Source organism: Allocatelliglobosispora scoriae, assembly GCF_014204945.1.
Classification (GTDB): domain Bacteria; phylum Actinomycetota; class Actinomycetes; order Mycobacteriales; family Micromonosporaceae; genus Allocatelliglobosispora; species Allocatelliglobosispora scoriae.
In genome coordinates this window covers 3912248-3923408 of record NZ_JACHMN010000002.1, presented here as the reverse complement: position 1 = coordinate 3923408, position 11161 = coordinate 3912248, and the positions used below count along the sequence as shown (strand labels likewise).

Sequence of the window (11161 nt, the reverse complement as noted above, 5' to 3'; positions counted from 1 at the left end):
AGCAGCGGAGCCTAGCCGCTTACGTCTCGTCGTTGTACCGCTGTTCGAACACTTTCCGAGACCCACAGACGGACGCCTTTGGACAGACGCTGCGCTTGCCGTCGGAGTCCATCCGGACCACCACGGCGTCCCTCGGCACGGAGTGGCCGACGACGCGGCCGGGGCCCTCGTCGGTCTCGACTCTCTCGCCCAGCGCCGGGGCGGTCTCGGCGAACTTCTGGTAGAGCGGGTGCTCATATTTCAGGCAGCACATCAGTCGGCCGCAGGCGCCGGAGATGCGCAGCGGGTTGAGCGGCAGGTCCTGGTCCTTCGCCATCCGGATGGTGACCGGTTCGAAGTCGACGAGGAAGGTGGCGCAGCACAGGTCGCGCCCGCAGGAACCGATGCCGCCCTGCAGCCGGGCGGAGTCGCGGGCGGAGAGCTGGCGCAGCTCGACCCGGCACTTCAGCGTCGCGCCGAGGTCGCGCACGAGCGATCGGAAGTCGACCCGGTGCGGCGCGGTGAAGTAGATCGTCGTCTGTGGACTGTCGCCGTCGAGGTGGTCGACGCCGACGACCTTCATCGGCAGCTCGTGCTCGCGGATCAGCTTGCGGGCGGCGACCTGCGCCTCGGCCTTGCGCTTGCGCAGCTCGGCATCGCGATAGAGGTCCTGGTCGTCGGCGTAACCGATGAGTTTGGGGAAGTTGTCGGTGTCTTCCTCGCTCCACGTCGCGGCCCACACGCACTGGGCGACCTCTGGTCCCTCGTCGGTGCCGATCAGCACCATCTGGCCGACCGTGGGCCGGAATTCTCCAGGATCGAGGTAGAAGAGGCGCCCGGATCGGTTGAAAGTGACCGCACAGAGCATTCCCATCCGCACACTGTAATGGAGTTGTGACCGCAGCGGCGGATCCCGTACCTATTCGGACGATTTGTCGTTGTACGTTTGGGTGGACTGCGTCACCCCAATCCATTGCCTTCGTTGGGCCTCATCGACAGCCCCCGACGAAGAGGACTCCGCATGTCTTGGCAACGCCGGCTACCCGCCGCAGCAGTGCTGCTCACCGTGCCGATCCTGGCCGCACCTGCCACTCCCGCCAGCGCCGCGGCCTGCTCACCCGGCGCGTTCTCCGCCCGGGCCAGCGCCGACCTGGTCCGCGTGGGGCTGCTCGACCTGCGACCGCTGGGCCTGCCCGTCGGCCCGGTCGCCGACGTCCGGGTCGCCTCGACCAGCGCCGGGATGAACGCCAAGGCCCGCACGCAGTCGGCCGCAGCCTCCCGCTACGCCGACGCCGACCTCCTCGGCCTGAGCCTCCCGACCGGCCCGCTGGACAAGTCCGTCGCGCAGCAGGCTCCGCCGACGCACAAGGCCGCGTCCGTCGCCTCCGCCGGCGCCATCCAGCTCGGTGTCGCCCGGGTCGGCCTCGGCTCGCTCTCCGCGCACGCCACCTGGGCCGAGGGCATGGGCTGCAGCTATGCCGGGCCGGCCGGCGTCAGCCGCGCGACCGTCGCCGACCTCACGGTTCTGCCCGGGTCCCGCAACACCAGTCTGGTACGCGCACCGCAGAACCTCACCAGCCAGGCGGTGACCGGCCTGCAACTGGTGAACGGCAAGTTCGCCGCCGCAGCCGCGGCCGAGATCGAACTCGCCGACCTGCAGCTGCTCTCCAACTCGCTCGGCGTGAAGGTGCTCAAGCCGCCGACGCTGGCGGTGATCGCGACCGGCAACGCGCGTACCTCCACGGTGGACTACAAGGCTCCGATCCTGGAGATCTCCGGCGACGGGGTGCGGACGCACCGGCTGGACTCTCCCGAGAAGCAGATCGAGGTGGCCCTGCCGCCGTCGATGCTGGCGCGCCTCGGTGCCGCCGACCGCGCCCGCCAGGAAGGGCTGCCCCTCGTCGGTGGCGACCCGCTGAACTCCCTGCTCGCGGCCCTGCCGATCGGTTCGCTCGCCGGGATCACGGGCGGCGGCAGCTCGTCGGTGTCCCTGCCCGGGCTGCCCGAGATCGAGAACGTGCCGCTGCTGCCGGGCCTGCTCGGCGGAGTGAGCTCGGCCGGCAACGGCACACGCCAGCCCGGTGCGGGCTCGCTCGCGGTGCTGCGCCTGTCGATCGGCGGGCTCGACAAGCGGGTCACCGACACGGGTGTCAGCGCTCAGGCGGCCTCGCTGCGGCTGCAACTCGTCGTGCTCGGCGACCGGCGGGGTGGCGAGTCGACCGTACTCGACCTCGGCATCGGCCTGCTGGAGGTGTCGGCGGTCGCACCGCGGACCGCGACGACGAGCCCCGGCCCGAGCCCCTCCCACTCCAACTGCGTCTGCCCGCCGGACTCGAGCGCCAGCCCGTCGGCGCCGGTCCCCTCGCCGAGAACGTCGCCAGCGGGCTGCGGCGGACCGGGTTGCAGCCTGCCGCTGACCGGCTCGTCAGGGCTGCCGTTCCTCATCGGGGCCGGGGTGGTGCTGGCCTTCCTCGGCCGGCTCCTGCTCCTGCTATCGCGTAGGCGAAACGCTGTCAGCTAGCGCGTTTCCCCCTCAGGTTCGTGGCCCGGCCAGGCGCACCCCTGGCCGGGCCACGACTTTTCGCTTTACCCACGATCGGGCCGGATCACACCCCGATCAGAGATCCAATCGCAGCGTGGTCGGAGCTGCCGGACCGGAGAGGTCCGGCCGCCAGGCTCCTCGCCGCAGCCGGGCGAGGCGGGGCTGCCAATCGGCCTCGACCTCCTCGCCCGCGCGGAGGATCTCCTCGATCTCGGCGAGCACCTCGGCACCGATCTCGGCCGCCGCGAGCCCCCTCTCGGCAGCGTCGAGGCTGGTCAGCAGCGTCACGGACTCCTGCGAGCGCAGCACGGTCGCCAGCCGCAGCGCCAGCGCGACCCGACTCTCCGCGATCCAGGCGCCGAGCTCCTCCAGATAGGAGGCGAAATCCTCCAGCCGGACCGTGACGGAGTCCACGGAGTCGACCAGATGCTCCCGGTATGCCCGCCGCTGCGTCTCGAACGCCGCACCGGCCGACCCCTCCCAGGCGACCTGGGTGGCGAGCGGCTCGGCCGCCTCGGCGACCCGAACGGCGAGCGTCTCCACCTCCCGGGCGTCCTCGGCATCCGGTGGGCGCAGCCCGACGATCGCCTCGACGGCCGGACCCGGCAGGACGCGGATCCAGCGCAGCAGCGGCCAGACCCGGTGGCCGGCCGGTGCTCCGCCGCTCAGGGCTTCGTCCACCCGGCGCAGCAGGTCCGCGGCGGCGAGGTTGACCCGATCGAGGGCGTCCATCACATCTCCTCGGCATGCAGGCGGCCGACGCCGTGACGGGTGTGGTCCTCCGCCTGCGCATAGCGCGCCACGGCCCGGTCGACGGCCTCCGCGAGCCGGTCCATGTCGGCGTGGGCCTCGCCCAGCTCGTCGATGCGGTCCGACCACGCCTGCCGGAGCTGGCCGGAGAGCCGCCGGCCGATCTCGCCGAGCCGCCCCGGAGCTCCGGCGAGGCTGCCGATCGGATCGTCACCGAGCAGGCTCGCCGTGTGCCGCGCGTCGGAGAGCTGTCCGGACGCGGTGGCGAGCTCCGCGCCGAGGCGGTTGAGCTCTGTCATCGCTGACCTCCCAGCGCCGGATATTCTCCGAAGATCTCCTGGTGGAGCTTGCGCCGGGCCCAGTCGGCCGCGTCGCGAGCCGCGACGAGCGTCGACTGGATCGCCCGGTTGACGTCACCGGCGGTGCGGTCGCGCAGGCTCCCGATGATCTCGACGCCGAGCACCGCTCCGCCCTCGCCGCCGACCGTCACCTCGACCAACCCATCGGGTGAGCGCACACTGACCTCTATCTCGGCGAGGGCACGGCGGTAATCCGCCTGGCGCTCCTCGATCCGGCGGTAGGCGGTCACCGCCTCCTCGATCCAGGCTTCGTCGATTTCCCTCACGGTCGCAGACGCTACCGGGGCGCAGCCACCGTCAACAGGGCCTGTGGATAACCCTGGCTCATACGCGCCCTATCGGGCTCAACCCTTCCACAGCGCGAGCATCATCGCCTCCACCGCGATCCGCGGCTTGACGTTGATCTCGATCGCCGTACGGCAGGCGAGCACCGCCTCCAGCCTGCGCAGAGCACTCTCCCGGCTCCACCGGGCGGCCGCCTGGCTCGCCATCTCCGCTGTGTCCACATGGATCGGCGCCACCGAACCGCCGAACTGGATGTTGAGCACATCCCGGTAGAACCCGGCCAGGTCGATCAGGGCCCGGTCCAGGGCGTCCCGCTGAGCCCTCGTCGCCCGCGACTTCTGTCGACGTTCGAGTTCCTTGAGCTGCCCGGCCATGCCCCGGGACGCGCCCGCCGAGCCCTTGCCCGTGCCACCGGCACCGAGCGCGGTCTCCAGCGCGGAGCGCTCTCCCGCATCGACCGCCGCCACGGAGTCGGCTGTCTCCTCCTCGGTCGCCGCGATCAGCGCGGCTGCTGCGTCGAAGCAGGCCCCGACGCCGGTGAGCTTGCGGGGGAAGGACAGGACCGCCTCCCGCCGCGCGCGGGCCTGCGGGTCACGCGCGAGCCGACGGGCCCGGCCGACATGGCCCTGAGCTGCGGCTGCGGCCCAGACTGCGTCGTCACGCCTGATGCCGTCGCGGGTGACGAGCAGCTCGGCGACGTCGGCGGCGGCGGGTTGCCGGAGCTGGACGACCCGGCAGCGCGAGCGGATCGTGATCGAGACGTCATCGGGGTGGGTCGAGGGTGCGCAGAGCAGGAAGACGGTCCGCTCGGGCGGCTCCTCGACGGCTTTGAGCAGGGCGTTTCCGGCCGCCTCGGTAAGCCGGTCGGCGTCCTCGACGAGCAGCACCTGCCAGCGGCCGTTGGCCGGGGAGCCCGCCGAGCGCAGCACCAGCTCGCGCATGAGCGAGACCGGGATGCTGAGCCCGTCGGGGACGACGGCTCGCACGTCGGGGTGGGTCCCGGCCATCGTCGTGTGGCAGCCCGAGCACTCACCGCAGCCGACCCCGTCCTCGACGCACTGCAGCGCGGCGGCGAGTGCCCTGGCGGCGACCGAGCGGCCCGACCCGGGTGGCCCGGTGAAGAGCCAGGCGTGGGTCATGGCGCTGCGGCGGTCGCCCAGCGGGGAGCCGGAGACGAGCAGGTTGGCGGCGTGTGCCGCGTTGCGCAGCGTGGCGACAGCCGCAGGCTGCCCGATGACCTGGTCGAAGACGGACATCAGCGCCGCTCCAGCTCGCTGTCCACGATGGAACTCAACTCGGCGTCGGACGGTGGGGTCAGAAAAGGACCCTCCAGGGGAGGCGGCAGGAGCTCGGTGACCCGCTCGGCGATGAGCTCCGTGATCGTCTCGACCGGTTCGGCGGCGTCGACGACGAGGTATCGGGCGGGCTCCGCCGCGGCGAGGTCGAGGAAGGCGTGGCGCACCCGCTCGTGGAACCGCAGGCTCTCGCTCTCCAGCCGATCATGTCCGGCGCCACGATCAGCGACCCGGCTCAGGCCGGTGGTCGGGTCGACGTCGAGCACGATGGTGAGGTCGGGCTTGAGCCCGTTGGTGGCCCACCGGGACAGCCAGGCGACATCCTCGGCGGCGAGGGCGCGACCGGCACCCTGATAGGCGAGCGAGCTGTCGACATAGCGGTCGGAGATGACGACGGCACCTCGGGCCAGCGCTGGGCGTACCAGCGAGGCGACGTGATGCGCGCGGTCCGCGGCGTAGAGGAGGGCCTCGGCGCGCGGGCCGATGGGCGCGTCATCCGCGGACTCGCGGTCCAGGACGAGCTTGCGGATGCCGGCACCCACGGGCGTGGCACCCGGCTCGCGGGTGACGACCACGTCGTGGCCCAGCCCGCGCAGCTTCTCGGCGAGCAGTTCGAGCTGTGTCGACTTACCCGCGCCCTCGCCACCCTCGAAGACGATGAAGGTTCCGCCCTTGGTGTGTCCCTCGGGCATCTCCAGCGGACGTCCCCGCATGGAGCTCCACAGGTCGCGGAAGAGCGGGACGCCCGGCTTGTCGTCCATCTGCCGCAGGGCCCACATGCCGGCGAACGTCCCGGCGATGCCCGCGACGAGCAGCAGCAGGCGGGTCGAGGAGATCGGGAAGGCGAGCCCGGCGATGTGGAACTCCCGCGACCCGCCCACCCCCACCAGTACGCCGGAGAGCGCGATCGCGAGCATCAGCACCACGCGCACGGCGGTCTGCACGAAGGCGAACACCCGGCCCCGGACGTCGTCCTCGACCTCCCCGCCGAGCAGGGTGGTGCCGGAGAGGAAGGCCATCCCGGCGCCCGCGCCGACCAGCAGGGTGACCGCGGCGGCGATGCTGAGGTGCGGAGCGAGCGCGAGCAGCCCGACCGACGAGGCGGCGAGCATGATCGAGAAGCCGAACCAGCGGCGGCGGGACAGCGCGCCGACGAGCCGGGGACCGAAGGCGATGCCGAGCCCGAGACCGACGAAGATCAGGCCGAAGAGCAGCGAGAAGGTTGAGTCGCCGCCGCCGAGCGAGAGCGCGTAGAACTGGGCGGTGCCGACCACGAGACCGCCGCAGGCGAAGGCGCCGAGGATGCCGAGGACGAGGCCCCGCACCAGCGGCGTCCGCGCCACGTATTTCCAGCCGTCGACGAACTGGCGCAGCACGCCCTGGTCGGCGCCGTCGCCCCGGCTCTCCCGGCCGCCGATCTCCTTGATGCCGAAGAAGACGACGACTGCGGTCGCGAGGCGCGAGAGCGCGAGGAAGTAGAGGGCGACCGACGACGCGGTGCTCGTCGGCAGGTCCACGCCGTTGGAGACGGCCGACTGGTAGAGCTGGCTGAGTCCGGCGAGGCTGATCGCGGCGAGGACCGGCGTGATGCCGTAGGTCGTGATCAGCGTGAGCTGGTTGGCCGCTTCGAGCCGGGCGCGCGGGATCAGGTTGGGGATCGAGGCGTCCTTGGCCGGCGTCCAGATCATCGTGATCGCCTCGACCAGGAAGGTGGCGATCGCCGCCCAGCCGACCGTGACCGCCGCGTTCTCCGACAGGAGCGCGACGGTGGGGATCGAGGCGAAGAGCGGGAATCGCAGCAGGTCGCAGACGACCATGGTGTAGCGGCGGTCGAACCGGTCGGCGAGGACGCCCGCCAGCGGACCGAGCACGAGGGCCGGGAGCAGCCGCACGGCGATCACCGAGCCGAAGGCGACGCCCTTCGCCGCTGAACCGGTGACCTGCGCGGAAGCGAAGGTGGCGGTCGCGAGCAGGCCCAACCAGTCGCCGAGGGACGCGACACCGAGCACCATCCACAGGCGCCGGAAGGCGCGGATGCGCAGGATCGCCCGCAGTTCGGCGAAGCCGGAGAGCTCAACCGCAGCTGTCTCGGCAGGATAGGGAGCGGCATCGGCTTGGCCGATCCCCGCCTCCCCCGTTTTCTCTTCGGTCCGGGGTGTGTCACCCGTCCCGCCACCTGACTTGCTGATGGTCTCTCCTCCGCCCGTCCGCCCCCGCTGGCCTCACTCTAATGGTGAGGCCAGCGAAGCGGACCCGGAACTTACCCGGATATGAGACCGGGCGCACGCCGGGACAGCCGCACAGGGGCGGATCAGACTCCCACGTGGCGGTGCAGATACTCGCGCACCAGCGCCTTCGACTCGATCAGAACCTCGTCGTCGCCGTCGGTGTTACGCCGGAATGCCAACTTGATGAGCGCATCGGCCGCCTCGACCGCGATCATGAGCGCGAACCGCAGTTTGGGCCGGTCGATCACCGAGTGGTAGCGGATGAGCAGATCCGCCAGGTGATCGGCGATCACCTGGTTGTTGTCGCGCTCCGCGTCGATGAGGTGCACGTCGACGACATCGCCGAAGTGCAGCGTCCGGAATCCCGGGACGGTCCGGTGCAGCTCGATGTACTCCTCGATCGCCGCATCGACACCGTCCCACCAGTCCAGCAGCTCACCGGCGGGGATGCGCTCGGCCAGCCTCGCCAGGTAAGCCTCGACGTTGCGCAGGGTCAGCGCCTGCACGACCGCCCGCTTGTCGGGGAAGAACTGATAGACCGAGCCGATCGCCACGCCAGCCCGTTCGGCCAGCAGCGTCGTCGTCAAACCCTCGTAACCGACCTCATCGACCAACTCCGCGCACGCGTCGAGCATGCGTTGCACGCGCGCCACGCTGCGACCCTGCACTGGCACCCGGCGTAGAGGCCGGGACAGCACGGCTGGTGTGGACACTCGCCGCTCCTTCGCCAAGGCGTGACAGCCGGACGGCCGTCACGCACTGAAACCGAAACCTTACTCGGATCAACGAGCGCGTGACGGCTACGTCTCTGCCTGGACGGACGTTTCCGCTTTCAGGATGTTTTCTTCGGAGCTGCCTTCTTCGGCACGGCCTTCTTCGCCGCGGCCGTCGTCTTCTTCGCCGCCGTGGTCGCCTTGGCCGCCGTCGCCTTCTTGGCGGTGGTCGCCTTGGCCGTCGTCTTCTTCGCCGCAGTCGTCTTCTTGGCCGCGGCCTTCTTCGCCGGTGCCGCCGCCTTCTTGCGCGGCGTGGCGGGACCCGCGGCCCGCTTCTCCGAGAGCATCTCCGAGGCCTGCTCCAGCGTCAACGTCTCCGGCGACTGGCCGCGCCGCAGCGAGGCGTTGGTCTCCTCGTCGGTGACGTAGGGCCCGAAGCGGCCCTCCTTGATGATCAGCTTCTTCTCGGTGAGCGGGTCGATGCCGAGCTCCTTGAGCGGCGGCTTCGCCTGGCGCTGCTGCCGCCCCTTCGGCGCCGCGAGCAGCGCCAGCGCCTCCTCGGTCGTGACCGTGAAGAGCTGGTCCTCGCTCGTCAGCGACCGGGTGTCGTCGCCCCGCTTGATATAGGGGCCGTAGCGGCCGCCGGAGGCGAAGATCTCCACACCCTCGGCGTCCGTGCCGACGAGGCGCGGGAGCGTGAGCAGCTTGAGCGCCTCCTCCAGAGTCAGCGTCTCCGGCGAGTGGGTGCTGAGCAGCGAGGCGTTCTTCTCACCGCTGGTGATGTAGGGACCGTAACGGCCCGACTTCACCAGGATCGGCTCGCCCGTCTCGGGGTGCTCGCCGAGCTTGCGCTCGCCGCCACCGCCGAGGAAGAGCTCCTCGACCTTCTCCGGGGTCAGGTCGTCCGGCGCGACGCCGTCCGGAATCGAGACCCGATCTCCGTCCGCCGCACTCTCGGCCTCGGGGTCGACCTCCCCGGCGGTGCCGCCACGCTGCAGGTACGGGCCATAGCGCCCCACCCGCACGACGACCTCCCGCCCCTGCTCGTCGGTGAAGAGCGGGATGGAGTTGACCGAGCGGGCGTCGATCTCGCCCAGGTTCTCCGTCACGAGCTTGCGCAGGCCGCCCGCTGCGGCGACGGATCCCTCGGCGGCGTTGGGCGCACCGAAGTAGAAGCTGGTCAGGAAGGCGAGCGCGGTGGCGTCCCCGGCCGCGATCTGGTCGAGGTCGTCCTCCATCGCGGCGGTGAAGTTGTAGTCCACCAGCCTCGGGTAGTGCTGCTCCATCAGCCCGACCACGGCGAACGCCAGGAACGACGGCACGAGGGCCTGCCCCCGGCGCCAGACGTAGCCCCGGTCCTGGATCGTCTGCATGATCGACGCGTAGGTGGAGGGTCGGCCGATGCCGAGCTCCTCCAGCGCCTTGACCAGCGATGCCTCCGTGTATCGGGCGGGCGGCTGGGTGGTGTGCCCGACCGGGGTCAGCCCCTGCTCGGTGAGCGGCTGGTCCTTGACGAGCACCGGCAGCCGGCGCTCGGCGCTCTCGGTGTCCTCGTCGTCGTCGGTCGACTCGACGTAGACGCGCAGGAAGCCGGGGTCGGTGATGGTCCGCCCGGAGGCACCGAAGTCGGCCTCCTCGCCGCCGAGCGTGACGGCACGGATCCGGGCGCTGACGGTGTTGCCGACCGCGTCGGTCATCTGCGACGCGAGGGTCCGCTGCCAGATCAGCTCGTAGAGCTTGAACTCCTCGATCGACAGTGCCTTGGCCAGCTCGCCGGGGGTGCGGAAGCTGTCACCCGAGGGACGGATCGCCTCGTGCGCCTCCTGCGCGTTCTTGACCTTGCTGGCATAGCGCCGGGGCTGCGGCGGGACCGCCGACGGGCCGTAGAGCTCGGCGATCTGCGTCCGGGCCGCCGCGAGGGCGGTCTCGGAGAGGCTCACCGAGTCCGTACGCATGTAGGTGATGTAGCCGTTCTCGTAGAGGCGCTGCGCCGTACGCATCGTCTGCTGCGAGGAGAAGCGCAGCTTGCGGGCCGCCTCCTGCTGGAGGGTCGAGGTGATGAAGGGAGCCGCGGGCTTGCGCCGGTAGGGCTTCTCCTCCACCTTGGTGACCTTGAACGGCCGCCCTTCGAGGCGGGCCGCGAGACCTCGGGCGCCGCTCTCGTCGAGGTGGACGACGCCGCCCTTGACCTTGCCGGTCGTCGGTTCGAAGTCCTTGCCGGTGGCGATCCGGTCCCCGTCGAGGGCGATCAGCGTGGCGGTGAAGGAGCCGCCGTCCTTGCCGGAGGCCAGCAGGTTCGCCGCGATGTCCCAGTATTCGGCGGAGCGGAACGCCATCCGGTGGCGCTCGCGCTCGACGACGATCCGGGTCGCGACGGACTGCACGCGGCCGGCGGAGGTGCCTCGGGAGACCTTCTTCCACAGCACGGCGGAGACGTCGTAGCCGTAGAGGCGGTCGAGGATGCGCCGGGTCTCCTGCGCGTCGACGAGGTCGCGGTCGATCTCGCGCGGGTTGGCGACGGCGGCCTGGATCGCGGCCTTGGTGATCTCGTGGAAGACCATCCGCTTGACCGGGACCTTGGGCTTCAGCGTCTCGGCCAGGTGCCAGGCGATCGCCTCGCCCTCGCGGTCCTCATCCGTCGCGAGATAGAGCTCGTCGGCATCCTTGAGCAGCTGCTTCAGCTTGGCGACGTGCTTGCTGCGGTCAGGATTGATGATGTAAACGGGGGCGAAGTCGTGATCCACATCGACACCGAGATATGCCCACGGCTCTTTCTTGTACTTCTCGGGCATCTGCTTGGCACCGGCCGGGAGATCCCGGATGTGTCCCAGGCTGGCCTCGACGACATAACCCGGGCCGAGATAGCCCGAGATCGTCTTAGCCTTCGCCGGGGACTCGACGATGACCAGTCGGTTCTTGGCGGCTGTCGGCACGGCACCTCTCCGCATTGGTTCGGATGATTGGACGGTTCTGCCCGCCCGCGGATGTCCAAGGTAACGCTCCGCTGAAA

At 70.7% G+C, this 11161-nt stretch carries 9 protein-coding genes; 1 reads left to right on the top strand and 8 read right to left on the bottom strand.

The window, feature by feature from the left end:
- Positions 1–19: 19 nt before the first annotated feature.
- Positions 20–853: a PSP1 domain-containing protein gene (locus F4553_RS23455; protein WP_184839314.1), complete on the bottom strand. Its 834-nt coding sequence runs from the start codon at positions 851–853 to the stop codon at positions 20–22.
- A gap of 147 nt (positions 854–1000) precedes the next feature.
- Here F4553_RS23455 and F4553_RS23450 point away from each other — a divergent pair, with 147 nt between their 5' ends.
- The gene (locus tag F4553_RS23450; RefSeq protein WP_184839312.1) at positions 1001–2500 is read left to right on the top strand and encodes an LPXTG cell wall anchor domain-containing protein; all 1500 of its coding nucleotides are present in this window, start codon (positions 1001–1003) and stop codon (positions 2498–2500) included.
- A 96-nt stretch (positions 2501–2596) separates the two neighbouring features.
- Here F4553_RS23450 and F4553_RS23445 read toward each other — a convergent pair whose 3' ends face one another.
- The 7 genes from F4553_RS23445 to topA all read right to left on the bottom strand — a co-directional run bounded on the left by F4553_RS23445 (position 2597) and on the right by topA (position 11099).
- Positions 2597–3253: a hypothetical protein gene (locus F4553_RS23445; protein ID WP_184839310.1), complete on the bottom strand. Its 657-nt coding sequence runs from the start codon at positions 3251–3253 to the stop codon at positions 2597–2599.
- Positions 3253–3570 (bottom strand): hypothetical protein, encoded by a 318-nt coding sequence (locus F4553_RS23440; protein ID WP_184839308.1) that lies wholly within the window; start codon positions 3568–3570, stop codon positions 3253–3255. Before F4553_RS23440 ends, F4553_RS23445 begins: the two co-directional genes overlap by 1 nt.
- Entirely contained in the window at positions 3567–3896 is a 330-nt protein-coding gene (locus F4553_RS23435; RefSeq protein ID WP_184839306.1) for a YbaB/EbfC family nucleoid-associated protein, read from the bottom strand. The genes F4553_RS23440 and F4553_RS23435 overlap by 4 nt, the downstream gene beginning before the upstream one ends.
- 78 nt (positions 3897–3974) lie before the next feature.
- A complete protein-coding gene (locus F4553_RS23430) occupies positions 3975–5174 on the bottom strand; it encodes a DNA polymerase III subunit delta' (protein WP_376776287.1) in 1200 nt (399 codons plus the stop codon).
- Complete coding sequence (gene tmk, locus F4553_RS23425) at positions 5171–7219, bottom strand: dTMP kinase (protein WP_312875395.1); 2049 nt, start codon at positions 7217–7219, stop codon at positions 5171–5173. Before tmk ends, F4553_RS23430 begins: the two co-directional genes overlap by 4 nt.
- Positions 7220–7521: 302 nt before the next feature.
- Entirely contained in the window at positions 7522–8151 is a 630-nt protein-coding gene (locus tag F4553_RS23420) for a TetR/AcrR family transcriptional regulator (protein WP_184839302.1), read from the bottom strand.
- Between the two features lie 119 nt (positions 8152–8270).
- Positions 8271–11099, bottom strand: coding sequence for a type I DNA topoisomerase (gene topA, locus F4553_RS23415; RefSeq protein ID WP_221469988.1), 2829 nt, complete (start codon positions 11097–11099; stop codon positions 8271–8273).
- Between the last annotated feature and the right edge of the window lie 62 nt (positions 11100–11161).